The organism is Microvirga sp. HS2 (assembly GCF_055792805.1).
This window is the reverse complement of the sequence record NZ_JBVVAJ010000048.1, coordinates 1-22,832: the sequence shown is the minus strand read 5'-3', so window position 1 is coordinate 22,832 and position 22,832 is coordinate 1. Positions and strand designations below refer to the sequence as shown.

Annotated in this window: 25 protein-coding genes and 1 pseudogene; 7 read left to right on the top strand and 19 right to left on the bottom strand. The window is 63.1% G+C overall.

The features are described from left to right. Window positions 1–250: 250 nt before the first annotated feature. The 8 genes from gfa to ACS5Q0_RS25005 form a co-directional block, all read right to left on the bottom strand. The gene (gene gfa, locus ACS5Q0_RS25040; RefSeq protein ID WP_473129370.1) at window positions 251–829 is read right to left on the bottom strand and encodes an S-(hydroxymethyl)glutathione synthase; all 579 of its coding nucleotides are present in this window, start codon (window positions 827–829) and stop codon (window positions 251–253) included. 143 nt (window positions 830–972) lie between these two features. Further along, window positions 973–1,815: an S-formylglutathione hydrolase gene (gene fghA, locus ACS5Q0_RS25035; protein WP_473129369.1), complete on the bottom strand. Its 843-nt coding sequence runs from the start codon at window positions 1,813–1,815 to the stop codon at window positions 973–975. Between the two features lie 13 nt (window positions 1,816–1,828). Beyond that, the gene (locus ACS5Q0_RS25030; RefSeq protein WP_473129368.1) at window positions 1,829–2,941 is read right to left on the bottom strand and encodes an S-(hydroxymethyl)glutathione dehydrogenase/class III alcohol dehydrogenase; all 1,113 of its coding nucleotides are present in this window, start codon (window positions 2,939–2,941) and stop codon (window positions 1,829–1,831) included. Window positions 2,942–3,042: 101 nt separating this feature from the next. After that, window positions 3,043–3,654, bottom strand: a complete 612-nt coding sequence (locus ACS5Q0_RS25025) for a hypothetical protein (RefSeq protein WP_473129367.1) — start codon at window positions 3,652–3,654, stop codon at window positions 3,043–3,045. Then, entirely contained in the window at window positions 3,651–4,496 is an 846-nt protein-coding gene (locus ACS5Q0_RS25020) for an ABC transporter permease (protein WP_473129366.1), read from the bottom strand. Before ACS5Q0_RS25020 ends, ACS5Q0_RS25025 begins: the two co-directional genes overlap by 4 nt. Then, a complete protein-coding gene (locus ACS5Q0_RS25015) occupies window positions 4,493–5,278 on the bottom strand; it encodes an ABC transporter ATP-binding protein (protein ID WP_473129365.1) in 786 nt (261 codons plus the stop codon). Before ACS5Q0_RS25015 ends, ACS5Q0_RS25020 begins: the two co-directional genes overlap by 4 nt. A 12-nt stretch (window positions 5,279–5,290) precedes the next feature. Continuing rightward, on the bottom strand, window positions 5,291–6,280 hold the full coding sequence (locus ACS5Q0_RS25010) for a YVTN family beta-propeller repeat protein (RefSeq protein WP_473129364.1): 990 nt from the start codon (window positions 6,278–6,280) through the stop codon (window positions 5,291–5,293). A 25-nt stretch (window positions 6,281–6,305) separates the two neighbouring features. After that, window positions 6,306–7,484 (bottom strand): ABC transporter substrate-binding protein, encoded by a 1,179-nt coding sequence (locus ACS5Q0_RS25005; protein WP_473129379.1) that lies wholly within the window; start codon window positions 7,482–7,484, stop codon window positions 6,306–6,308. A gap of 261 nt (window positions 7,485–7,745) precedes the next feature. Here ACS5Q0_RS25005 and ACS5Q0_RS25000 point away from each other — a divergent pair, with 261 nt between their 5' ends. From ACS5Q0_RS25000 to ACS5Q0_RS24970, 7 genes and pseudogenes are all read left to right on the top strand, one after another. Beyond that, entirely contained in the window at window positions 7,746–7,952 is a 207-nt protein-coding gene (locus tag ACS5Q0_RS25000) for a hypothetical protein (protein ID WP_473129363.1), read from the top strand. 205 nt (window positions 7,953–8,157) lie between these two features. After that, complete coding sequence (gene pqqA / locus ACS5Q0_RS24995; RefSeq protein WP_473129362.1) at window positions 8,158–8,271, top strand: pyrroloquinoline quinone precursor peptide PqqA; 114 nt, start codon at window positions 8,158–8,160, stop codon at window positions 8,269–8,271. 25 nt (window positions 8,272–8,296) lie between these two features. Beyond that, window positions 8,297–9,196 carry a pyrroloquinoline quinone biosynthesis protein PqqB gene (pqqB, locus tag ACS5Q0_RS24990; protein WP_473129361.1) on the top strand — a complete coding sequence of 300 codons (900 nt, stop codon included), beginning with the start codon at window positions 8,297–8,299 and terminating at the stop codon, window positions 9,194–9,196. After that, window positions 9,193–10,283 (top strand): annotated as a pseudogene (gene pqqC / locus ACS5Q0_RS24985) (pyrroloquinoline-quinone synthase PqqC). Before pqqB ends, pqqC begins: the two are co-directional and overlap by 4 nt. After that, window positions 10,280–11,422 carry a pyrroloquinoline quinone biosynthesis protein PqqE gene (gene pqqE / locus ACS5Q0_RS24980; RefSeq protein ID WP_473129360.1) on the top strand — a complete coding sequence of 381 codons (1,143 nt, stop codon included), beginning with the start codon at window positions 10,280–10,282 and terminating at the stop codon, window positions 11,420–11,422. The pseudogene pqqC and the gene pqqE overlap by 4 nt, the downstream one beginning before the upstream one ends. Next, window positions 11,410–12,078 carry a hypothetical protein gene (locus tag ACS5Q0_RS24975; protein ID WP_473129359.1) on the top strand — a complete coding sequence of 223 codons (669 nt, stop codon included), beginning with the start codon at window positions 11,410–11,412 and terminating at the stop codon, window positions 12,076–12,078. Before pqqE ends, ACS5Q0_RS24975 begins: the two co-directional genes overlap by 13 nt. Then, window positions 12,059–12,427 (top strand): hypothetical protein, encoded by a 369-nt coding sequence (locus ACS5Q0_RS24970; RefSeq protein ID WP_473129358.1) that lies wholly within the window; start codon window positions 12,059–12,061, stop codon window positions 12,425–12,427. Before ACS5Q0_RS24975 ends, ACS5Q0_RS24970 begins: the two co-directional genes overlap by 20 nt. 8 nt (window positions 12,428–12,435) lie before the next feature. Here ACS5Q0_RS24970 and ACS5Q0_RS24965 read toward each other — a convergent pair whose 3' ends face one another. The 11 genes from ACS5Q0_RS24965 to ACS5Q0_RS24915 form a co-directional block, all read right to left on the bottom strand. Continuing rightward, on the bottom strand, window positions 12,436–13,227 hold the full coding sequence (locus tag ACS5Q0_RS24965) for a quinoprotein dehydrogenase-associated SoxYZ-like carrier (protein ID WP_473129357.1): 792 nt from the start codon (window positions 13,225–13,227) through the stop codon (window positions 12,436–12,438). A 77-nt stretch (window positions 13,228–13,304) separates the two neighbouring features. Then, window positions 13,305–13,865, bottom strand: coding sequence for a PQQ-dependent catabolism-associated CXXCW motif protein (locus ACS5Q0_RS24960; protein ID WP_473129356.1), 561 nt, complete (start codon window positions 13,863–13,865; stop codon window positions 13,305–13,307). Beyond that, window positions 13,862–14,710, bottom strand: coding sequence for a quinoprotein dehydrogenase-associated putative ABC transporter substrate-binding protein (locus tag ACS5Q0_RS24955; protein WP_473129355.1), 849 nt, complete (start codon window positions 14,708–14,710; stop codon window positions 13,862–13,864). The genes ACS5Q0_RS24960 and ACS5Q0_RS24955 overlap by 4 nt, the downstream gene beginning before the upstream one ends. Before the next feature lie 67 nt (window positions 14,711–14,777). After that, on the bottom strand, window positions 14,778–15,293 hold the full coding sequence (locus tag ACS5Q0_RS24950) for a c-type cytochrome, methanol metabolism-related (protein ID WP_473129354.1): 516 nt from the start codon (window positions 15,291–15,293) through the stop codon (window positions 14,778–14,780). Between the two features lie 125 nt (window positions 15,294–15,418). Then, a complete protein-coding gene (xoxF5, locus tag ACS5Q0_RS24945; RefSeq protein ID WP_473129353.1) occupies window positions 15,419–17,221 on the bottom strand; it encodes a lanthanide-dependent methanol dehydrogenase XoxF5 in 1,803 nt (600 codons plus the stop codon). Window positions 17,222–17,629: 408 nt separating this feature from the next. Then, window positions 17,630–18,526, bottom strand: coding sequence for a quinoprotein relay system zinc metallohydrolase 2 (locus ACS5Q0_RS24940; protein WP_473129352.1), 897 nt, complete (start codon window positions 18,524–18,526; stop codon window positions 17,630–17,632). Between the two features lie 245 nt (window positions 18,527–18,771). Further along, entirely contained in the window at window positions 18,772–19,536 is a 765-nt protein-coding gene (locus ACS5Q0_RS24935) for an ABC transporter ATP-binding protein (RefSeq protein ID WP_473129351.1), read from the bottom strand. Continuing rightward, window positions 19,499–20,257: an ABC transporter permease gene (locus tag ACS5Q0_RS24930; protein WP_473129350.1), complete on the bottom strand. Its 759-nt coding sequence runs from the start codon at window positions 20,255–20,257 to the stop codon at window positions 19,499–19,501. The genes ACS5Q0_RS24935 and ACS5Q0_RS24930 overlap by 38 nt, the downstream gene beginning before the upstream one ends. Window positions 20,258–20,265: 8 nt before the next feature. Continuing rightward, window positions 20,266–21,237 (bottom strand): ABC transporter substrate-binding protein, encoded by a 972-nt coding sequence (locus ACS5Q0_RS24925; protein ID WP_473129349.1) that lies wholly within the window; start codon window positions 21,235–21,237, stop codon window positions 20,266–20,268. 191 nt (window positions 21,238–21,428) lie between these two features. Next, entirely contained in the window at window positions 21,429–21,935 is a 507-nt protein-coding gene (locus ACS5Q0_RS24920; protein WP_473129348.1) for a DUF3280 domain-containing protein, read from the bottom strand. Between the two features lie 129 nt (window positions 21,936–22,064). Continuing rightward, a partial coding sequence (locus ACS5Q0_RS24915; RefSeq protein ID WP_473129347.1) for a hypothetical protein occupies window positions 22,065–22,832 on the bottom strand: 768 nt, incomplete at its 5' end.

The following is a 22,832-nucleotide window of genomic DNA, read 5'->3' as shown; positions in this document are numbered from 1 at the left end:
CCCCGTACCGAAGCTGAGTTTCCGAGACGATGAGGAACGAGACTGAGATCCGCAGATCGCCCATGCGACCGCACATCGAACCGGGGCACCGGCTTAGGGCAACAGAAGCGACCCGGCCTCCCGTCGCCCGAGCGGTAATGCTCCGTGTCCCAGCGGCAGCCTCTCTTCAGGCTCTGTCCGACGGCAAGTACGTTCACGATAGTCCGGGCGCTGCGACTCGGCCGACCCGCAGCGCCCGTAAGGCGCGCACCTATGCGGCAGCGGCCTGCTTGGATTTGGCCGTATGGGCTGCGATCAGATCCATCAGCTCCGGCGAAAGACAATCGTAGGGCTCCAGGCCGAGCTCTCTCAGGCGCGCCCGCACTTGCGGCATCTGCGCCGGATCGGCTCCGGACTCGATGATCGATGACACGAACGCCGCGAATCCCGGCGCCGCCCACCCTTTTTCGGGCGAGAGCTCCGTGTGGATGAAGTCGAGTCCGTAGAAGGGATGGTTGGGGTTTTCGATGCGCCCGAACATGTGGACGCCGCAAACCTTGCATGCATGCCGCTGGATCGTGGCAGTCGGATCCACAACCTGGAGCTTGTCCGCATTCGCCGTAACGGTCACGTTTTCGCGCGGCACGACCGCAACCATAGCGAACAACGCGCCTTTCGGCTTCCAGCACTTGGTACAGCCACACATATGGTTGTGAGCGCTGTTACCCTTGATTTCGACGACGACCGGATCGTCGGCGCACTTGCACATGAGCTTGCCGCCGGCAAAGCTGGGATCGCCGGGGGTTACACCATTATCGACGGCAGGGTGAATCGAGAGAGATACTGTCATTGAACTCTCCTTCGTGCAGGGAAGTCTGGTCCACAGACCGGCGCAGCTTACCACAGGGAGCGTCTACCCTGCAGACGAAAAAAGGGATCAATACAAAGGCCGCAGGCGCTGCGACTGCGGCACCCGCACGCTTTCAGGACGGTCTAGCCGATGCGTTGGGCGTGCCAGCGCAGATGGTCCTCGATGAAGGTCGCGATGAAGAAATAGGAATGATCGTAACCTTCCTGCCGGCGCAGGGTGAGGGGCTGACCGGCCTTCGCGCAGGCCTCCTCCAGAAGCTGCGGTTTCAGCTGGCTTTCGAGGAAGCTGTCGGCGGTGCCCTGATCGACCAGGATGTCGGGCACGTGGGCGCCGCCTTCGATCAGCGCGCAGGCATCGTAGTCGCGCCAGACGGATCGGTCGGAGCCGAGATAGGCTGACAGCGCCTTCTCGCCCCAGGGGCAGTTCATCGGCGCGGCGATCGGCGCGAAGGCCGAGACGGCCTTGAAGCGTCCCGGATTGCGGAGCGCGATGGTGAGCGCGCCGTGCCCGCCCATGGAATGGCCCATGATGCCCTGCCGCTCCATGTCGGCCGGCAGATGCTCTGCGATCAGCTCTGGCAGCTCACGCTCAAGATAGGAGCGCATGCGGTAGTTCTTCGCCCAGGGCTCCTGCGTGGCATCGACGTAAAAGCCCGCGCCGAGACCGAAATCATAGGCGCCTTCGGGATCGTCCGGCACGCCCTCGCCGCGCGGGCTCGTGTCCGGCGCGACGAGGATGAGGCCGAGCTCCGAGGCGACGCGCTGCGCGCCGGCTTTGACGGTGAAGTTCTCTTCCGTGCAGGTCAGGCCCGAGAGGAACCACACCACAGGTACCTTGCCCTTTGCGGCCTGCGGCGGAACATAGACCGCAAAGCGCATGGGCGTGCCCGTCTCCTGCGAGGCGTGGCGATAAACGAACTGCGTGCCGCCAAAGCAGCGCGCGTGTGAGACGGTTTCGAAGCTCATCTGTGTCTCCGGCTCAGTAGACGATGACCGAGCGGATCGATTTGCCCTCGTGCATCAGGTCGAAGGCGGTGTTGATCTCCTCCAGCGGCATGGTGTGGGTGATCAGATCGTCGATGTTGATCTTGCCCTCCATGTACCAGTCGACGATCTTCGGCACGTCCGTGCGCCCGCGCGCGCCGCCAAACGCCGTGCCCTTCCACACCCGCCCGGTCACCAGCTGGAACGGCCGCGTGGCAATCTCCTTGCCCGCTTCCGCCACCCCGATGATGATGCTCTCGCCCCAGCCGCGATGGCAGCACTCCAGCGCCTGGCGCATCACCTCGGTGTTGCCGGTGGCGTCGAACGAGAAATCCGCCCCGCCGCCGGTGAGATCAACGATCGCCTGCACCACCTTGTCGGCGCCGATCTCCTGCGGGTTGACGAAGTCGGTCATGCCGAATTTTCGCGCCATCTCGGCCTTCGCCGGATTAATGTCGACGCCGATGATCTTGTCCGCGCCCACCATGCGCGCGCCCTGGATCACGTTCAGGCCGATGCCGCCGAGCCCGAACACCACCACATTGGCGCCCGGCCACACCTTGGCGGTGTAGATCACCGCGCCGATCCCGGTGGTGACCCCGCAGCCGATGTAGCAGATCTTGTCGAAGGGGGCGTCCTCGCGCACCTTGGCGAGCGCGATCTCGGGCAGTACGGTGAAGTTGGCAAAGGTCGAGCAGCCCATGTAGTGGAACACGGTCTCGCCGTCGCAGGTAAAGCGGCTCGTGCCGTCGGGCATCACGCCCTGGCCTTGCGTGGCGCGGATGGCGGTGCACAGGTTGGTGCGCCGCGACAGGCAGGATTTGCAGTTGCGGCACTCAGGGGTGTAGAGCGGGATGACGTGGTCGCCCACTTTCAGCGTGGTGACGCCGGGCCCGACCTCGCGCACGATGCCGGCGCCCTCATGGCCGAGGATGGCCGGGAACTTGCCCTCGGAGTCGAGGCCCGAGAGGGTGTAGGCGTCGGTGTGGCACACCCCGGTGGCCATGACCTCGACCAGGACCTCGCCGGCCTGCGGCCCCTCCAGCCGGATCGTCTCGATCGTCAAAGGCTTGCCCGCCTCCCACGCTACCGCGGCTCGCATGTCCATTGCATTCCTCCCTTGGTTCCGTCCGCAGCGCTCCGATGAGGCCGTCGGACCTTCGAGAAAAATCGGTCGAGGCCGGAATTGCTCCTCCTCGGCCCATCCGGCTAAAGACGGGCCTCGATGCTCCGTGCGATCTCGAGGAGCCGCTGCTCCAGGAGAACCGGCGTTTCACAAACGGAGCTGAGCGCCTGAGATCTCTCCTCGAAGATCCGCTTGTCCCATTGGAAGCGGGTTTCGAGATCGTGAATCTCCTTCACGGGTTCGGCGCCAGGCTCGTCCTTCGCGGCGGTGATTTCATCGGCCTCCGCGCGGATTCTCTCGGCAAGCTGCTCCTGGCCGCGGGCATAGCGTTCGATACCGGCGATGATGCGAGACCGTTCCGTGTTGACGATCTCGAGAGCGCCCGCGAACACCCGTGTGAGGCGCTCCGCCTTCTGTTCGCCGGCCCGCTCCGAGAAGGCCTCGACCAAGCCGTCGATCTCTTCCGTCCGCGTGCGGCGCGAGGCCAGACGCTGGGCCAGCGACGCCGCTTCCGCATCCGCCTGCCAGGATCCAGCCTCCTGAAGGTCCGGCCCCGACCACACCGTGCTGGCCGCTACCACCGGCACCTTCTGCTGGACACAGGGCCACTCGGAATCCGAAGGAGCCTGTGCCCATGCCGCAGGACAAAGCCCCGCACTCATGATCACCACGCCACACCATGAGAAAAGCCTCATGCCGACTCTCCCGGAGGCCCGCCGCGACGGGTCATGACACCGCGCGCAGGATCATACGCCACAACGGCGAGCAGAAAGAAGACGATTGTCGCGGAGGCAACAACGATCAGCGCAACGGGCTCGAAGGAGCCGTAGAGTGCGTGCCGGACCAGTTCGACCGCATGCGTGAACGGGTTCACGCGGCAGATCAGGTAGAGCGTCTCGCTGGATTCCCGGATGCGCCAAAGCGGATAGAGGGCGGAGGACGCAAAGAACATCGGAAAGATCACGAAGTTCATCACGCTGGCGAAGTTCTCGAGCTGACGGACGAGCGACGACAGGAACAGGCCGATCGCGCCGAGCATCAGCCCTGACAGCACAAAGGCCGGAAGCGCGGTCAGATAGCCGATCGGCGGGATCTCAACTTCCCAGAAATGGGCGATCGCGAGAAAGACATAGACTTGGGCGAGCGACACGAGGACGCTCGCTGCAAGCTTGGCCAGCAGGAGAGACCAGCGCGGAAACGGGCTGGTGAGAAGAACCCGCATCGAGCCGACTTCGCGGTCGTAAACCATGGACAGGGACGACTGCATGCCATTGAAGAGCTGGATCATGACCGCGAGACCAGGGACGACATACACCTCATAGAGAACATAGGTCTCGTATGGAGGCATGATCGAGACCCCAAGGATACTGCGAAACCCTGCGGCGAAGATGAAGAGCCAGACGAGCGGCCGGACCAGAGCTGAGAGAAAGCGCCCTCGCTGATTGAGAAAGCGCAGGAACTCCCGGCGCGCGATGCCCCCGAAGCAGGTGATGTAACCGGCGGGACCGAGCTTGCCGCCGACCGTCAGATCACTCATGCGTTCTCCTTGATCCGTCTGTCGCTCGTCAGCCTGCGGAACGTGGCGGTGAGGTCGCCTTGCGGCGCGATCGTCCGGACAGGTCCACTCGCGATCACCCTGCCCTCATGGAGCACCACGAGGTCATCGTCGGAATCGACTTCGTCGAGCAGATGGGTGGCCCACAGAACCGACAGGCCATCCTCGCGCACGAGCCTCCGGATGTCCGCAACGATCTCGGATCGCGACGCCACGTCCAGCCCGACCGTTGGCTCGTCAAGCAGGAGGAGGCGCGGTCGATGGACGAGGGCTCGAGCGATCTCGGCCCGGCGGGCCTGACCGCCCGACAGGTTCCGCACCTTGTCGTCCATTCGCTCCGCAAGTCCGACCCGCTTGAGAAGCATGACGGAACGTTCCTGCGTCTGACGTCTGGTGATCCCGTGGAGTGATGCGTGATAGACAAGGTTCTGCAGGACCGTGAGGTCGGGGTCGAGGGTCCGGGTCTGAAACACGATGCCCAGACTGGCGAGCGCCCGGGACGGCTCCCGATGAACGTCGCAGCCGAAGACCCGCGCGGTTCCGGTCCGGCTGTGGTAGAGCCGCGTGATGATCGCGAAGAGCGTCGTCTTGCCGGCCCCGTTGGGGCCGAGGAGCGCGACGACGCGGCCTTGCGGGACATGCAGGGAGACCTCCCGCAGGACCTGCCGCTCCCCAAACCAGTGGCTCACGTTCTCGACACTCAGAGCATCGACCCGATGATGGGGCGTGTGTTCCGGTCCGGCATTTCCCGCGTTTGCGCTCATCGCCCGCGATCCTTACTCCGGCGTAACGGCCACGCCCCAGGGGGCCTGTCCGACGCCAATGCTCTTGACGACCCTTAGCTTATCGACGTCGATCACCGACACGTCGTTGGAGACGCCGTTCGTCGCGAAGAGGAGCTTTTCGTCGGGGGTGAACGCGAGTTGCCACACGCGCTGACCGACAAGCAGATACTTCTCGACCTCGAGGGTGTCCGTGTTCACCACAGCCACCCGGTTGGCCGGACCGAGCGCCACGAACGCCCTGCTGCCGTCCCGGGTCAATCTCACGCCAACCGGCTGGATGGCTTCCTTCGGAAGTCCCGAGATCCTGAAACCGATTTTCTTGACGATCTTGCGCGTCTCGGCATTGATGACGCTGACCGTGCCCCCCAGTTCGGAAGAGACCCACAGCATCTTGCCGTCCGCCGAGAACTCCGCGAAGCGCGGCCTTGCGTCGACGAGCACGTTGTCGACGACCTTGTAGGATTGCGTGTCGATGAAGTGAGCCATGTTGGTCGTTTCAGAGGTGTTCACGAGCACCTTACCGTCGGGGCTGACGCCCATTCCCTCCGGCTCGACCCCGACGGGCACCTCTTTCACGATGATGTTTTTTTCGATGTCCAGGACTGTCACCTGGTTGTCGTCCTCATTGGCGATGTAGAGCGGATTTCCTGCCGGATGCAGGGCGAAGAGTTCGGGGTCCGCTCCCGATTTCAAGGACCGCAGGATCTTGAGGGACTTGGTGTCCAAAACGTCGATCCGGTTGTCATCGCTGGCGCAGATCAGGAGGTTCTTCCCGTCCTTCGTGATGAGGATCCCGCGCGGGCGACGTCCGACCTTCACCGTGGAGACGACCCGAAGCCCCTCCGAGTCGATCACCGTGACCGTATTGTCCTTTTCGTTGGAGACGAACACCGTATAGGCCCGAGCCGTGCAAGGGACGAACCCGATGAGGATCAGGATGCAAACCGCATAGACGCTGGACAACTCGAACCTGAAGATCATGGATCAATTCCCTCTCACGGCACCATCACATCCGGCATTCGCTCTCGGGCTCGTCGATACCCAAGGTATCGAGGGGCGTTCGCTGATGAAGAAACCCGTTTTCCGGAGCGACCGACACGAGGAATCTCGGCTGCACGACAAGGATCGGCTGACGAAGCTGGTGATCCCATGACCGGAAGCTTACCGACACTCCCTTATAGGCAGGCAACCCGAACTTAGGATCCAATATCGTCCGGCCGATGTCCGCCGGGTCCGCCTTGGCACCCTGCGTGATCGCCTCGCCGACGGACCGAACGGCCATCCAGGATTGATAATCCAATGGCCGCATGGGCCGGTTCGCCAGCTGGCGGAACCGGTTTTGCGCCTGCGCGGCTCCCCACGCCTCGAGCGTTGGATGCCACGTGGTTGCCGTCAGCCCCTGCGTTCCGGCAACGATCAGGGGCTGCCAGGTGCGGTACGGCAGATAATCGCCGAAATCGCCCGCCTCGTCCGCCACCACGAGAACCTGATAGTCGACGTCACGCGTGAAGACGAGCGCCTCCGCTGTGGTCGGCGCATCGGCCTTTGCGCGGGCAAGGGGCCCGAATTCCCAGGGTCGTTCAGCTACGATTGACAGTCCGAGCTTTCGAGCGGATCGCTTCATCGCGTCTGCGTAGAGCCGGTCCCCTGCTTGGGGGCCCGTGACCAAAAATACTCTCGGCCAGCGCCGGAAGGCGAGAAATTGCGCCAAGGCATCCGTCAGCATTGCCCGGCTCGGAGCGACGTGCAGCACGTTCTTCCGGCAATCGGAACCGCGCAGCCGGTCGTCGGTCGCCCCGACATTGAACACCAGCGCCGGCTGGTCCTTCAAGGCATCGGCCACCGCCAGAAGTTCGGAGGCCGGCAGATTGACGATTAGAACCCGAATGCCCTCCTCGACAAGCGTCCGGGCCTTGGCAACAGGATCCTCGTTCTCGGAAAGCCAAGCTTCGACGAGGCTGTAGTGTTGACCCGTGAATGCCCCGGTCGTGTTGTTGTCCCGGACCGCAAGGCTGCCTCCGGCGAGGCCCTCGTCCTCAGGGGTCGGGTCGAACTCGTAGGAGGGGGGCGTGGGAGGCTGGTAGGCCAGATAGGCCATCCTCACATCGACAGTCTCGGCGGCCTCGGGCGAACCGGCCCAAAGAAGGACCAGCGCAGCTGCGAGCCGGCAAAACCAATGCAGCAGCTTGAGCGGACGATCCTGAAAAGTCGTATGTTCGAGCACAGCCGCGGCGCCCTTCTCCGAATGCTGTACAATATTCTATCCGCCGTCCAACATCCATTGGCTCTTTCGTAGCTTCGACGGACGGAGACAGGCCGATGATGCTCACGGGGTAGCGTCCGCATGACACATATTTTCGCGGTGCAGCTCGCCCTTTGCGTCCTATCATGCGTTGTTCTGCGAACGGCTCATCGAAGGGGAGCGGAAGAGTCCTGGAGACAGTCGATGCTAGTGTTGATGACCATTTGCCTTCTGAGCGCCCCCCAGAGCTGTCAAGAGGAGCGGCTGACCTTCTCGTATGAGGACGCGAGCTACATGGGCTGCCTCGTCCACGCACAGGCGACGCTCGCGGAATGGCAACAAAGCCATCCTGCCTGGCGGATCAACCGTTGGCGTTGCGTGGCGCGCAATGCGCTTGAGGTTCCGATCTGACGATTCCTGTCGGTTTTACTTCTGCGACGAAGGGCGGCCTGAGTCGGGTGCCGCAGCAGCCGTGTCTCAGTCCCTGCCAAGGGGGAATTCTACTTGCCTAGGCTCGCGGATTTCAGCATAGTTAGGAACTTGGTGCATATAACCGCCAAGTCGAAGCCAGCGGCTCTCGTGACGAAGAACCGCGTGGCGAGCTGCGGAGGAAACTATGAGCATGAAGTGGTCAAAGCCTTCTGTTCTCGAGTACTGCGTCGGCATGGAAGTGACAAGCTACGAGTCGGCCGACATCGATCCGACAAGCGAAATCGACCCTTTCAGATAATCTGACCGTCGCGTAGGCAGTCAGAGTGCAGGCCATCGTTCTCGGGTCTGCAGCAGGAGGCGGTGTCCCGCAATGGAATTGCCGCTGTCCGGTCTGCCGACTGGCGTGGAGCGGAGACCCGAGGGTACGGCCCCGGACGCAGTCGAGCCTCGCGGTTTCGGCTGACGGGGAGAGTTGGCTTGTGCTGAATGCATCACCAGACATCCGCCAGCAGATCGCCCAGACAGTTGATCTGCATCCGCGGGAGAGGTCGCGCCACTCTCCGATTCATGCGGTCCTCCTGACCAGCGCCGAGATCGATCATGTGGCCGGGTTGTTGACGCTCAGGGAGCGACAGGCTTTCGCCTTGTTTGCCACCCGCAAGACCCTCGATACCTTGGCGCTGAATCCGATCTTCGACGCACTCGCGCCGGAGATCGTCGTGCGTCGTTCTATACGTCTTGGGCAGTCCTTTGAGCCGGTACCCGGACTGTCCGCGACGGTCTTCCCCGTTCCGGGGAAATCCCCGTTGTGGCGCGAGAACGACGATCATGCCGACGGGGACAATCCCGATGCCACGATCGGGATCATCCTCGAGGCGGCCGGCAAGCGGATCGCCTTCGTGCCGGGCTGCGCACGGGTCGACCGCGATGTGCTCGCTCGGATCGCGGGAGTGGATGCGCTGCTCTTCGACGGGACGGTTCTCCACGATGACGAGCTCGTCCGGGCGGGCGTGAGCGACAAGACCGGCCGCCGCATGGGGCACATTCCCATGGCGGGCGAGGACGGCTCGATCGCGGGGCTGGCCGGCATCCAGGTCCCGCAACTGATCTTCGTTCACATCAACAACACCAATCCCGTGCTCGTCGAAGGCTCGGACGAACGCCGCCTCGTCGAGCGCAGCGGATGGATCGTGGCGCATGATGGTCTGAGGATCCTCCCATGACGGAAGGCTTGTCCGTGTCTCAGGAATCTGTTCCGACAGACGACCGCTTGCTCTCCGCTTCAGAGCTCGAGGCGGAACTGCGGGCTCTTGGGGCGCGGCGTTATCACAACCTTCACCCGTTTCATCGTCTTCTGCATGGTGGACGACTGAATCGCGATCAGGTGCGGGCCTGGGCATTGAACCGCTACTGCTACCAAGCGATGATCCCGATCAAGGATGCCAGCCTCATGGCCCGTGCCGACGATCGCACGCTGAGACGGGCCTGGCTCCAAAGGATCGTCGATCACGATGGAGAGAAGGAAGGCGAAGGCGGCATTGAACGTTGGCTGCGCCTGACCGACGGGCTCGATCTGCCGCGAGCCTACGTCATGTCGATGCGGGGAGCCTTGCCGGCCACGCGCTTCGCCGTTGAGGCCTATGTTCATTTCGTACGGGAGCGCTCGCTCCTCGAGGCGGTCGCGTCATCGCTCACGGAGCTGTTCAGTCCCACCATCATCTCCGAACGCGTCGCCGGGATGCTGGCCGGGTACAACTTCATATCGCGCGGAACGCTCAGCTATTTCGAGAAACGGATGTCGCAGGCTCCGCGGGACGCGGACTTCGCCCTGGAATACGTGAAGCGGAACGCCGTCACGCGCGCTCAGCAGCAGGCGGTGATCGACGCGCTGTCGTTCAAGTGCGACGTGCTCTGGGCTCAGCTGGATGCTCTCTATTTCAGCTATGTCGAACCTGGTCTCGTGCCACCCGGAGCGTGGAAGCCGAATGCGGAGACGCCATGATGGCTAGCGGGTTGAGTACAAGCAGCATCCCCCGCCTTCCACGAGGCGTCAGGGTGCATCATGACAGGATCCGGAACACGCACGTTCTCCTCGCCCCCGAGCGGGCCTTCGATCTCGACATCGTCGCCCTGGAGGTGCTCAAGCTCATCGATGGCCGGAGAAGTATCCGCGAGATCGCCGGCGATCTCGCGGCCCGGTTCGATGGGGACCCCGCCGTGATCGAGGCGGATGTGATCGATATGCTGAACGGCCTCTTGAACAGGTGCATCTTAGGGACCACAAACCCGGAAGCGGATCAGAAGTCATGAGCGATGCTCCGAACGACGCCCCTCCCCCGATCGGGCTTCTCGCCGAACTCACCCACCGCTGCCCGCTGCATTGTCCCTATTGCTCCAATCCGCTTGAGCTCGAACGCCGCTCGGCAGAGCTCGATACCGCGACCTGGTGCCGGGTTCTCGGCGAAGCCGCGGAACTCGGCGTGCTCCATGTGCACCTGTCTGGAGGGGAGCCGACGGCACGAGCTGACATCGCCGAGATCACGGCCCATTGTACGCAAGCCGGACTCTATACCAACCTGATCACCTCCGGCGTCGGCCCCGCCCGGGAGAAGCTCCGCGGGCTCGCCGAAGCCGGCCTCGACCATGTGCAACTCTCCGTTCAGGCGGCCGATGCGGCGGTTGCCGATGAGATTGCACACCTGAAGGGGGCGCACGAGCAGAAGATCGCGTTCGCCAGGCACGTGATCGAACTCGACCTGCCCCTGACGATCAACGCCGTCATTCACCGGGCCAATATCGACGACGTGTCTGGGATCATCGATCTCGCCGTCGATCTTGGCGCAAAGCGTGTCGAGGTCGCCCACACGCAGTATTATGGCTGGGCCTACGTGAACCGGGCTGCCCTCATGCCGACCCGGGCCGCGGTCGATCGCACGATCGCCCTCGTGGAAGCCGCGCGGGAGTGCCTGCAGGGGCGCTTGGTCATCGACCACGTGCTGCCCGATTACTATGCCACTTTTCCGAAGGCCTGCGCCGGCGGGTGGGGGCGGCGCCTGATGAATGTCACGCCGTCTGGAAAGGTGCTGCCGTGCCATGCGGCGGAATCGATCCCGGACCTGGCGTTCTGGACCGTGCACGACCACTCTCTCGGAGAGATCTGGACGCGGTCTCCCGCCTTCAACGCGTTCCGCGGCACCAGTTGGATGCGGGAACCGTGCCGAAGCTGCGAGCGGCGCGAACGGGACTGGGGTGGCTGCCGCTGCCAAGCGTTGGCTCTGACCGGCGACGCCGCGGCCACAGACCCGGCCTGCCATCTCTCGCCTCACCATGCATCGATCCGTCATCTCGCCGTGGCCGAGTCGTCGGCGGTCTCTGCCGCACCTGTCTATCGGGGCTTCGGCGCCTCACCCGGCCGGCAGCCTGTTGGAGAGACTGCATGCGAGGCCTAGCCGTCGCCATCGCGCTTCTGGCCTGGACGGCCGCCGCACCGGCTCCGGCCCAGGAAGCACCCGCCGCGTCCGACCTCCTCTTCGAGACCCAGGACTGGCGGTCCGTTCCCTCGGACACCGCCCTGCTCTACCGGTACGAGCGCGTCAGCAGCCTGCCCTCCGAGCGGGTGCACGGGTTTTCGGACACGATCCGGCTCCTCGTCGACCCCGGATCGTCCGCAGAAACCCGCAACGTGCAGGTTGAGATGTTTTCCGGCGGTCAGCGGCGGCCCGCCGGGCCGTTCGACGATGTTGCGGGCAATCCCGTCCTCGTCCTGTTCCTGGAGCAGCACCTCCAAACCCTTGTTGCGGCGATCGGGGCCAATCCGCGTTATTTCAGAAACGCCATCCGGGCCGGCCTGCGCGACAGCGCCTCGGTGACCCCGCTCACGACTGCCTACCGGAACGGACAGGTGTCGGCCTGGAGGGTCGCGATGCGGCCATTCCTTCAGGATTCTCACCGGGCCCAGATGATGGGCCTCGATACCCTCACCTATTCGTTCGTGGTATCCGACCAAGTGCCGGGAAAGATCCTCTCGATCGATGTCAGGGCGGATGCCGCGAACGGCCGTGCCCTTCTTCAGGAGACCCTCAGCTATGATCCGGACGGTCCTTGAGACGAGCGTACGGGCCGGTGTCGTTCTCGCCCTCCTCACCATCGCGGGCCAAGCGGCCGAGGGCGAACCCGCCAACGACTATCCCACCAATGCCCGGGCCGATTATGTGTTCGGCTGCATGGCGGCGAACGGGAGGTCGCGCGACATGCTCGAACGATGCTCCTGCTCCGTCGATGTCCTGGCCTCGATCATCCCGTACGACCGCTATGTCCAGGCGGAGACGATCCTTTCCATGAGACAGGGAGTTGGACAGCAGTTGTCGCTGTTCCGCAATGCCAAGATGTTCGACGACATCGTGGCCGATCTTCGCCGCGCTCAAGCGGAGGCCGAGATCCGCTGCTTCCGCTGAGGCGGATCTTACGAGCCGGACGCCGGGAAGGTCTGCGTGAAGACGCGGCCCTCGTTGTCCCTTGCCTCTACCGTCACCGGCTCGCCCGTGCTGCCATAGCTGAACCGGAAAGTCGGATCCTCGCTGATGGAGATGCCGCCCTCCAGCGTGAAGAGCGTCTTTTCGCCCTGCCGAAGGTCGAGATGCTCGATGAACCAGGCGGGCGTGTACAGACGGGTGACCTGGTCCATCTGCAGGCCCGAATAATTGGGGTGCCGCACCTGGATCTGCGCATCGCCCCGATCGGCGAAGACCCTGAATCTCATGTCCCCGAGGTGAGCCTTCGCCTCCGCCGGATCCTTGACGGCCGGTGCCGAGCACCCTCCGGCGGCCTTGACGTAGGCCTTCGCCATGTAGAGGCGCCCATCGTCCATGGCCGCGATGGCCCGAACGAACGAGTAGGAGTCGATCCGTACCCGGGTTGCCAGGTCGAAGGCGGATTGCCCTTCCCCAAACTGGAAAACGCCCGCGACCGGAGCCGGATTTTCATCCACAACAAGCGCGATCCGGATCACTCTGCCCTTTTCCTCGTCGGGAAGCCTCACATGCATCTCGATCGGCACGATGGCGGCATCCTCGGCACGCACCGGCGCGACGAGAGTCAGCCGTCCGGCTCCATCCTCCGGAACGCTCTCGCCGATGATGGCGGATCGGATTTCGGACCAGGTCTTCTCGTCATCCGCGAACGATGGGCATGTGAACAGCAGGAGAGCGGCGACACCGGCCCACAGCGACGCGATGATGCGCGGATTGAAGGTCATGAACAGCCTCCCAATGAAGGACAATGTTCGAATGCGGATGCGAGATCGGGCGGATGGCCCCTGCCCCGTCCTTCGCGCTAGGGACCCTTCTCGGCCTTCTCCAAAGGCAGGCCTGCGGCCTTCCAACCATCGGTTCCTTCAGAATACCAGTATACGGCAGAATAGCGATAGCTGAGAGCACGCTTGGCCGCATTCCAGGACATCCAGCAGTCCCTCTGACAGAAGAAGACGAGCGCGTGCGAAGAAACACCCTGGGAGGCAACGGCCAAGCCGTTGCGGAAATAGGCTTCGGTTTCCGGCGCGATCTCGCCGAAGCCAACATTCGGCAACCACATGGCGCCTGGGATGCTTTCATGCGACGGAGGGTGCCAGAGAGTGCCGGGGGGGAGATTGGCGGGGCGTTCCGGCTGCGGGAGAACGTCGATGAAGGCAGCACCACCTTTGCGCCATAACGCCTCGGCTGCATGGGTGTCGATCACCGCCGCTCCCTTGAGGGTCGCCGGCGTCGCGGCTCTGTAGTCCTTGAGCCGGTAGCCTTCTGGTTCCTGCGGAGCCTGGCCATAGGCGCCTGGTACCGTGAGAATCCAGGCGAGAACGCCAAGGCCGAAAGTCCGTGCGGTCCCGTGCGGATGCCTCATGGCCTGATATCCTCCGACGCGGGGCCTTCGATGAGATGACCGTCATCATCGAGGAGAGGCACGCCGTACGAGTGGAGAACACGGTTGATGGCGACTTGGCGGTTGTGAAGTGCGGTATTGAGAGTTCGCTTCCATTCAATCTCGTTCGGCCGCAACCCGAGCGTAATGCGATACGCCAGAGGCGGACGCTCGGCCTCGTCGATCAGGGGCACCATGGTGAGGGTGTCCTCGTGTCGAATCGCACCGTAGCCCGCGACAGGTCCCCAGAGAATTGCGACATCAAGACGGTCTGCCAGCAGGTCGGCAATCATATCGTCTCCGGGAGACTCGAAGCGCCGATCCACGAGGAGCGAGTAGGATTTCATACTCTGCCCGAGGCCAAGGGCCTCGAGATGATCGACCGGCGGTGTCGCGGCGACGACGCCGATCCGCTTCGAGCGGAGCCGTGGGTCCGAGAGTTGCTTAAGATCGGCGAGGTCTCCGCGTGTCTTCACGAGGGCCGTATAGACCGAACGGTAATAGGGATTGGAGTGCTGAACGATGTCCGTGCCGGCGGCATATCCGATGATGACGTCGCAAAGCTTCAAGCCAAGCGTATTGCGGACGAACCCTGGACCTTGTGGTAGCCAATAGTATCGCAACGGAACCTTGAGCTCGTCAGCCAGAATGGCCGCAATCCGGTTCTCGAAGCCCTGCCCCGCGCGGTTGGTGAACGGCATGTTGGCCGGATCCGCGCAAACGCGCAGAACCTCGGGCGTAACGAGATCCGGCAGGTGCTGCGCGTGAGCGGGACGGGATGGACCGGCCCCGATGGCGCAAGCCACGAGCCCGACGCAGCCGATCATTCGCCCGCGGCTCTTCCAGAGACGTCCCGGTCGGATGCCACGCCGCAGACGACGGCAGCGCGCCATCTCATCCGCCAAGACACGACGCCTCGGCATCTTTCGCGGCCTGTGGCTTGTCATCCCGCTTCTCCGGCCGGCCGCGACCGAGGGCGCCGTCGGCGCGGGCTCGAAGATAAACATAGATGTCGTCCAGGTAGCAGGCGACGTTCGGGTTCGTGCCGAAGGCCGGCATGACGTTGGTATTGCCGTTCCTGAGGTTCTGACGGCCTTGGATGACCACCTCCGTGAACTGCTGGTAGGTCAACGTCTTCAGTGACTCTGCCAGAGCCGGAGCATAGGTCGATCCAGCGCCATCGGGGCCGTGGCAGGTATGGCAATCCGAGTGATAGCGCCGGAAGCCGGAATAGGTGTACCAGTCGACTGTTCCGTCCGGTTTGATGCGGTAGGTCGGGTTGCCCTCGGCATCGAAAAACTTCCCATTTTCCTCGCGGGCCGGAGCGGTCGGATCGGCCCGCAGCACTCCCGGAGCGAACAACAGCACAAACGCCGCGGCCCCAATGGCGCCCCTGGCCATCAGACGCATAAGCGATCGAAACCTTTTCGCTGACACAAGCCCTCTCCTTGCATGGGGGATCGGCGACGACAGTCGGAACGGGCGCAGCGATCTGCGCCCGTTCCGGTGTTTGAGGAAGGAGGCCGATCGCTCGCCTATTGCGGCAGGGCGAAGACGGTCAGCTGGCCACCGAGCGCCGTATAATCGCTCAGACCAGCATAGCCGCCGACGGCACCGAGGCCTGCATGGGGATCGGTCAAGCCGGCCGCCAAGCCGATTCCGGCCCAGCCGCCGACGCCGGAGAGCACTGCGACGTATTGTTTGCCGCCATGCGTGTAGGTCATCACATTGCCGATGATGCCCGACGGGGTCTTGAACTTGTAGAGCTCCTTGCCGGTCTTGGCGTCGACGGCTTTCAGATAGCCTTCGAGCGTGCCGTAGAACACAACGTCGCCCGCAGTCGCGAGAGCGCCGGACCACACGGAGAACGTCTCGGGCAGCGACCAGACGATCTTGCCCTCACGGGCGTCCCACGCGATGAAGTTGCCCATGCCGCCATGGCTGTTCGGAGCAGGATACATCGACAGCGTCGCGCCGACATAAGGCTGACCCGGCGTGTAGCTGACCTTATACGGCTCGTAGTCCATGCAAACGTGGTTGGTAGGGACGTAGAACAGGTTGGTCCGTGGAGAGTAGCTCGACGGCTGCTGATCCTTGGTGCCGAGAGCGGCGGGGCAGACTCCCTTCGTGTTCACGTCTTCGCCGTTCTGCTCGGTCGAGTACTGCGCCACGACGAGCGGACGGCCATAGGTCTTGCTGTTCTTGTCCATGTCGACCTTTGTGGCCCAGTTCACTGCCGGATCGAACTTCTGGGCCACGAGCAACTCGCCGGTGATCCGATCGAGCGTGTAGCCGAACCCGTTCCGGTCGAAATGGACAAGCGTCTGACGTCGCTGCCCGCCGATATCCTGGTCGGTCAGGATCATCTCGTTCACGCCGTCGTAGTCCCACTCGTCGTGCGGGGTCATCTGGTAGACCCACTTCGCCATCCCCGTGTCGACATCGCGGGCGAAGATGGTCATCGACCATTTATTGTCGCCGGGCCGCTGCTTCGGGTTCCAGGTGGAGGGGTTTCCCGAGCCGTAATAGAAGGCGTTCTGCTGCGGGTCATAAGCGAACCAGCCCCAGGTGCAACCGCCCCCGGTCTTCCATTGGTCACCCTGCCATGTCTTGAGACTGGAATCCTTGCCGACAGGCTTGCCCAGTTCCGTCGTCTTCTCGGGATCGATCAGCATTTCGCTGTCAGGTCCCATGGAGTAGGCGCGCCAGACCTGCTTGCCTGTCTTCATATCGTATGCGGTTACATGGCAGCGCGCACCGAACTCACCGCCCGAGATGCCGACGATGATCTTGTCCTTCACCGGCAGCACGGTTGCCGTGTTGGTCTCGCCCTTCTTGGGATCACCGTTCACGGCCGTCCAGACAGGCTTTCCGGTTTTAGCGTCAAGCGCCACGACGGTGGTGTCCGCCTGATGGAGGAAAACCTTGCCGTCGGCATAAGCCAATCCGCGGTTGACTGTATCACAGCACATGACTGGGATGACGTTCGGATCCTGCCGGGGCTCGTACTTCCAAAGAATCTTACCGTCTTTGTTGAGGTCGAGCGCGAAGACCGTATTGGGGAAAGGCGCGTGCACATACATCACATCGCCAACGACGAGGGGCGAGCCCTCGTGACCGCGCAGGACACCGGTCGAGAACGTCCAGGCGACCTGAAGTTTGTTCACATTGGACGCGTTGATTTGATCGAGCTTGGAATAACGGGTGTTGGCGTAGTCACCCGTTTGAATGACCCACTGGTTCGGGTCTTGAATCAGTTTCTGAACCTCTTCGTTCGCACTGGCCGGAACGCTTCCAGCTACCAAGGCAAATGCAGACACTAGGCACAACGCTTTCATGTTGTCTCCTCCCGGGATGCTCATGCTGCGACCTGCATGCGGAGCACCCGCCGTTTAGCGTCAGGGGGATCAAGAGCCTCGGCACACATCGCGGCCGGCAACTGCGCCCGGTCCTGGCCGGTCCGGGAGAAAGCTACGAAGTCAGCGACAAGATCCGCCTCCCTAAGCGAAGCTTTTAAAATCCGAAGCCAACGTAAATCATACGGCCGATTGACATGCTTAGCAATGACGCACTCCACATTTGCCAGTAAACATTAAGCATAAGTCTTCAAGCTCGGCCGTATATCGAGATCACCGCCAATATTCGCCGGGCGCAATGGAAAATGCCGCACATCGCGGATTCTCAATGCCCATTGCCGCCGAAGATGTCGCCATCGGTGCCCCGCACTCGCGGTCTTCCGCGCGTCGTCATTCCCATTCGAGTTCATGGAACGCGGTGACCGCATTGCGAGGATTGAACTGATCGAACAGCAACCATGGGCCAGCGTCGCGTTGGGCAGCCTGCCGGGAGACCTCGCCGATCGTTTGGCCCTGACGGATCGACGTCCGCACATCGGCCCGGAGGGACGCTAGGTATTCTTGTGTGGGGTCCGCGGCGGCGGGCCATGGTGCGGCCGAGGGTCCATGGCCCGGCACGACCCGGGCGACGGGGCGGGATCGCAGTTCGCTCAACGTGCGGATCCATCCCGCCAAACTGCCGTCCAAGGCTGGAACATGGCCGATAAAAAGCAGGTCGCCAAGGAACCAGGTGCTCGTTGCCTCGTCGAGGACAGTGACGTCGGTGTTGGTGTGAGCCGTGCGCCAGGCCTCGACCCGAAGCTTTCGATGACCGAGATCAAGCTCCACGATGTCCTCGGCGAGCCGCGTCGGTGGAACGATGGAGGTTCCGGCGAACGCCGCGCCGATCAAGGCGCGGTTGGCCGCCAGATAAGTGCTCGCCCGGTCGGCGAGGGCCTGGGGAAGGTTGTGGTGCCCGACGAACGTCACTCCGCTGCCTTCGAATGCCGCATTGCCCAGGACGTGGTCTGGATGCACATGGGTGTTGATGACATACCGGATTGGCAGGTCGGTCCGCTCCCGGATCGCCGCAAGGAGCCTTTGTCCCGCGGCCAGGCTCCCGCCGGTGTCGACGACGGCGACCGCGTCCTCGCCGATCACAAATCCAAGGTTAGCGATCGCGCCGAGATTGTTCGCGTCCGCGAGAGCGATGGGCGCCTCGTAAACGAAGACGCCCGCTGCGATTTCCGTGACAGGAAACGGGTTTGCCTCTTCGGCAGATGATCCGGGCGAAGCGACGGCTCCCACGCTCAGGACAAGAGCATAGAGACAGGCGATGCGCCCTGGCGCGACCTGCGGCCCCTCGGGGCCGCATTGGCAGAAAGTGGGTACGGCTTCTGCCCCCGCGGCCCTTCGGGTTCGCGTCTCCCAAAGCGCTACTTGACGCAGTATCCATCGGATTCCTCGCAAGTGTGAAAGCCACTTTCGAGACCGGTGAACACGGGCGCCGCAATGTCTCACGAAGGCTGCGAAACGGCTCATGTTGTAGCCCGTCAACCCTGAAGTGCCGCACGACCCGACGATATGGTCTGTGGATGATCCGCGGCAAGCTGCTCCAGCGTCGCCTCGATCCAACGGTCGGAGCGACCTTGGCGGGGCGTGGAAATCTGGATCTCAGCCCGAACCCGCGCGGGCCTGCCATCCAGAAGAACCAACCGGTCCGCGAAAGCCAGCGCCTCCCGGACGTTGTGCGTCACCATGAGGACGCTCAGCCGGTGTCTGGCAACCACCTCGAAGACGGTGGCCCGCAGATCGGCCGCGGCGTGTTCGTCCAAGGATACGAAGGGCTCATCAAGCACAAGAAGGGACGGTTCGATTGCCAGCGCGCGAGCAAGGGCGACGCGCCGAGCCAAGCCGCCCGAGAGTTCGCCCGGATACCGCCGCATCCACTCGGTCAATCGCAGGTCAGCGAACAAGCCGTCGAGCGGTCGACGGCGCTCGCTTCTCGGCAAGGCCAGGCGGACGTTGTCCTCGGCCGTGCGCCATGGCAGGAGCCTCGGCTCCTGAAAAACAGGGCCAATTCGGAACTCGCGCGGCGCGGGACGAACGCTGCCTTCGAAATCCCGGTCCAGTCCCATCAGAATCCGCAGGATCGTCGTCTTGCCCACGCCTGAAGGTCCGATCAGGCACAGTGTTTCCTCCCGATCGACGACGAGCCTGAACGCGCGAAGGATTTCGAGCGGCGGCAAACCCTTCCGCCGGTACACCTTCCGGTCGACATCAAGCTGCAGAGGGAACAGGGCGCCAGCGTCTTGCATAGGCTTCCAGAGGCTGAAGGACGACGGAGTCGATCACGAGGACGACAGCCGTGAAGACGAGACTGTAACCCAGGAGGGCCGCCACGTTGAACAGCTGAAAGTAGTAGGAGAGCGCGTATCCGACGCCATCCGGACGCCCGAGCAGCTCGACGACGAGAACGATCTTCCAGACCAGAGCGAGACCCGAGCGGGCGGCGGCGATCGCGTAGGGCTCGACCTGCGGGAACAGAACATGCCGGATCCAGGTCAGACGATCGAACCGGAATGCCTGGCGCATTTCCTCGATCTGCGGGTCGAGAGAGCGGGCGCCCTCACGCATGATCACCGCAACGTTCGGAATCTTGTTGAGAGTGACCGCCGCGACGGCAGCCGTTTCGGACAGGCCGAGCCACACGTAACACAGGATGATGACCACAAGGGCAGGCGTATTGAGCAGGATCATGAGCCACGAATCCACGATCCGGTCGCAACGGGGCGACCGGCCCAGCGCCAGTCCGATGGCTCCCCCGATAACCATGGCCAGGGAGAAGGATATGAGGACGCGCCTCAGCGTTGCCGTAAGATTGCGGGCCAGATCTCCCGACCGGGTTTCCTCCACGACGAAGGCGAAGACCTCCGCAGGTGACGGCACGCCCCCGCTATCGGCCATGCTGGTCACCGTCTGCCACAGGAGGAGGAGCAGCAGGAGCGAGAGGAGACGTGACAGGAGGCCAGTGGGCATCGATCCGCTCACATCGGATTGCGATCATCGTTCCAGTAGAGGCCGGCGGGCAGACTCTGGCCTGGACCGACCAGCTTCTCGCCGCCGATCCTAGCCAGCACGCTGAACAGTCTCTCCGCGTCGGCCCTCTCATCGGGAATGCTGCGGCGCGGAATGCCCTCGATGAAGTACCGCTTCAAAGCCTGGAACGTCGTCTCGTCCTCCGCGCTCATGAGGGGGCGGATCGGGAGCCATGTGTCGTCCCGGGCCTGCAGGACCTGCTTGGCACTGCGGGACGCCCTTGCGAAGGCGTCGAGGATGGCCTGATCCGTCTCTTCTTTGAAAATATATCCCAGAAGAGCAATTTCACCTTCGACGCCAAACGATCGCGCAAGGTCGCCCGCGCCGACGAGGCGCCTGTAGCCCTTTGCCTCCAGTCGCGCGCAAAAATTCCAGAACAACAAGGCGGCATCGAGTTCGCCCGCCTCGAGCTTGTTCATCAGGAGTGGTGGGGCACCATAGGCCGGAGCCGCACCTGTGCTCAGGTCGATGCCAGATTTCTGCTGAACGTCGGCTTTCAGAAGAAGCCAGCTCTTGTCCAGAGGGCCTCCGGCGACTCCGATCCGCTTCCCGACAAGATCCACCACATTCTGAATGGAGGACCGGGCGGGCACCATCACGCCGCCCTCCGTTGCCGAGAAGGGAATGAACTTCACTTTGCGGTTTTCATTCCGGAGGCGGGCCGCCAGCAGTAGATCGGTGACGATCGTGTCGACCTGCCCGGCTTGGAACGCGATACGGGCAGCGTCGTTGGTGGCCAATTGAATCGGCTTGAGCGCGAGGCCGTTAGCCGTATCGAGGCCAGCTCTGCGAATAGTCTCGATCTCCCACAGCACCGTACCGAAGGGGAGCACGCCCACCCTCACCTCACGAAGGTCAGCGGCCCTGACCCATGCAGGCGCGACCGTTGCGGCCAAAAGAATATCACGCCTGGACAACATCGGGGCTCTCCCTCGAACACGGCCTTGCGCAGGCTCCGTGGGCTCGGCCGCATCCGCTACCGTCTTCGGAATGGAAGCTTACGCCGGTTCGTCATGGTAGCGAATAGGGACGAGCGCCCTGAGACCGCAATTGTCGCGAATTGCTCCTCGATGGAGGTAGGACGGAGTTTCCGGATCTCGCCGGCGCCATGTCAGGGCCGCGTCGGCAGCGGCTCGGACAGGAGGCGGTTCTTCACGATCCACCGGATCCCGCGCAGCCAACTCTCATCGGTATTTCCGCGGATGTCGGCCTGCCCTCCGCGGACAAGTTCGCCGGACCGGGCATCCCTGATCGCGACGGCGAAACTCAAGATCAGATCCGAGGTCTTCTGCACGATGCCCGACACCATGAGTTCGGCCCCGAGCGCCTTGGCGATATCTTCGGCGCAGCCATTGCAGGTGGACAGAGGAAGTTTCTGGTTGATCTCGTCCATCTTGGGCGTCGGGTCGACGAGCTGGATTTGCGATGAAGCCTGGAGTAGCCTGCGCAGTTCATCGCTGACGAGCTTCACTCGGCGGCTCTGGTCATCTCTCGGCCCGCGCTCCGCCTCCTGGCTCATGTCGACGAGTTCGATGTCGAACACGACCGTTCTCAGCGGCTCGGCAGCGGCGGCGGAGGCCATCGTCCAAAACATCACAGCCGCCAGAAGCCACACCATGCGCTGTTCCCTTGAGAGAAAAACGTCTCATGCAACGGCGGAACACTGGCTGCAGTGAGACCGCCGAGCCGAAAGTCCGCGCAGGGGGCGCTATTCGCGCCCCCTCCTCATTCTACGCCCCCTCGCCATCTACTTGGCGCCGAGAATGCCCTTAGCTTCGTTGACGGCGTTCGTGCATTCAGTCGCGTCCCCTCTTTGATCGGCAGAACGGGCACGCCCAAGAGCCGCCTCCACCTGTTTTGCTCGATCCGGCGCGGGTGTAGCGCCGGACGCAATCTGCGAACTCGTGGGCTCTCCCTGGATCTGCGAACGCACGTCCTGAGCCGATGCGGCCTTGTCCTGCGTCGCAGCATTCATGGCGGTAGTGGCATTGGTCTTAGGAGCCTCACCGGCGGGAGGCACCTGACGCGGTGTCGCGGGTACCGCAGCTTCTGCGCTGCCCTGCTGAGGTTGCGTCGAGCCAGTCGTCCTGGCATTCGTGGAACCGGTTCTCATGGTCGGCCCGGAACCCGCGTCACTGCTATCCACGACTTTTTGCAATGCACTGATCTGCTCTGTGCAAGGCCCGGCCCAGCTTTGAAGCGGGGTAAACGACAGGATCAAGCCAGCTGTCGAAATTAACAATCCCATTCTCATTGCAGCTCCCTCCTCGATAATGTCGCGTCCAAGAACTATTTTTCTGGAGAACACCGCCCGGGGAAACCCGGTTCCATATGACCTTGCAAGGCTGGATCCCAGCCGACGATGGGTATGACTCACTTGCCAATCGGCATCGTCATGTCTGGATGGCGCCCGTTTGGCAATGTGATTGTTGATGACGTTTGGGCCTAGCGGGGCGGGTGCAGTCATGTCTCCGGCCTTTGTGCGCGGTATGTCATAACCGCTGGCCCTGATGTT

Bases quoted from the DNA above. Each gene is read 5' to 3' on its own strand.
- gfa (WP_473129370.1), bottom strand. From the start codon at position 829: ATGACAGTATCTCTCTCGATTCACCCTGCCGTCGATAATGGTGTAACC.
- fghA (WP_473129369.1), bottom strand. From the start codon at position 1,815: ATGAGCTTCGAAACCGTCTCACACGCGCGCTGCTTTGGCGGCACGCAG.
- ACS5Q0_RS25030 (WP_473129368.1), bottom strand. From the start codon at position 2,941: ATGGACATGCGAGCCGCGGTAGCGTGGGAGGCGGGCAAGCCTTTGACG.
- ACS5Q0_RS25025 (WP_473129367.1), bottom strand. From the start codon at position 3,654: ATGAGGCTTTTCTCATGGTGTGGCGTGGTGATCATGAGTGCGGGGCTT.
- ACS5Q0_RS25020 (WP_473129366.1), bottom strand. From the start codon at position 4,496: ATGAGTGATCTGACGGTCGGCGGCAAGCTCGGTCCCGCCGGTTACATC.
- ACS5Q0_RS25015 (WP_473129365.1), bottom strand. From the start codon at position 5,278: ATGAGCGCAAACGCGGGAAATGCCGGACCGGAACACACGCCCCATCAT.
- ACS5Q0_RS25010 (WP_473129364.1), bottom strand. From the start codon at position 6,280: ATGATCTTCAGGTTCGAGTTGTCCAGCGTCTATGCGGTTTGCATCCTG.
- ACS5Q0_RS25000 (WP_473129363.1), top strand. From the start codon at position 7,746: ATGCTAGTGTTGATGACCATTTGCCTTCTGAGCGCCCCCCAGAGCTGT.
- pqqA (WP_473129362.1), top strand. From the start codon at position 8,158: ATGAGCATGAAGTGGTCAAAGCCTTCTGTTCTCGAGTACTGCGTCGGC.
- pqqE (WP_473129360.1), top strand. From the start codon at position 10,280: ATGAGCGATGCTCCGAACGACGCCCCTCCCCCGATCGGGCTTCTCGCC.
- ACS5Q0_RS24975 (WP_473129359.1), top strand. From the start codon at position 11,410: ATGCGAGGCCTAGCCGTCGCCATCGCGCTTCTGGCCTGGACGGCCGCC.
- ACS5Q0_RS24970 (WP_473129358.1), top strand. From the start codon at position 12,059: ATGATCCGGACGGTCCTTGAGACGAGCGTACGGGCCGGTGTCGTTCTC.
- ACS5Q0_RS24965 (WP_473129357.1), bottom strand. From the start codon at position 13,227: ATGACCTTCAATCCGCGCATCATCGCGTCGCTGTGGGCCGGTGTCGCC.
- ACS5Q0_RS24960 (WP_473129356.1), bottom strand. From the start codon at position 13,865: ATGAGGCATCCGCACGGGACCGCACGGACTTTCGGCCTTGGCGTTCTC.
- ACS5Q0_RS24955 (WP_473129355.1), bottom strand. From the start codon at position 14,710: ATGATCGGCTGCGTCGGGCTCGTGGCTTGCGCCATCGGGGCCGGTCCA.
- ACS5Q0_RS24950 (WP_473129354.1), bottom strand. From the start codon at position 15,293: ATGCGTCTGATGGCCAGGGGCGCCATTGGGGCCGCGGCGTTTGTGCTG.
- xoxF5 (WP_473129353.1), bottom strand. From the start codon at position 17,221: ATGAAAGCGTTGTGCCTAGTGTCTGCATTTGCCTTGGTAGCTGGAAGC.
- ACS5Q0_RS24935 (WP_473129351.1), bottom strand. From the start codon at position 19,536: ATGCAAGACGCTGGCGCCCTGTTCCCTCTGCAGCTTGATGTCGACCGG.
- ACS5Q0_RS24930 (WP_473129350.1), bottom strand. From the start codon at position 20,257: ATGCCCACTGGCCTCCTGTCACGTCTCCTCTCGCTCCTGCTGCTCCTC.
- ACS5Q0_RS24925 (WP_473129349.1), bottom strand. From the start codon at position 21,237: ATGTTGTCCAGGCGTGATATTCTTTTGGCCGCAACGGTCGCGCCTGCA.
- ACS5Q0_RS24920 (WP_473129348.1), bottom strand. From the start codon at position 21,935: ATGGTGTGGCTTCTGGCGGCTGTGATGTTTTGGACGATGGCCTCCGCC.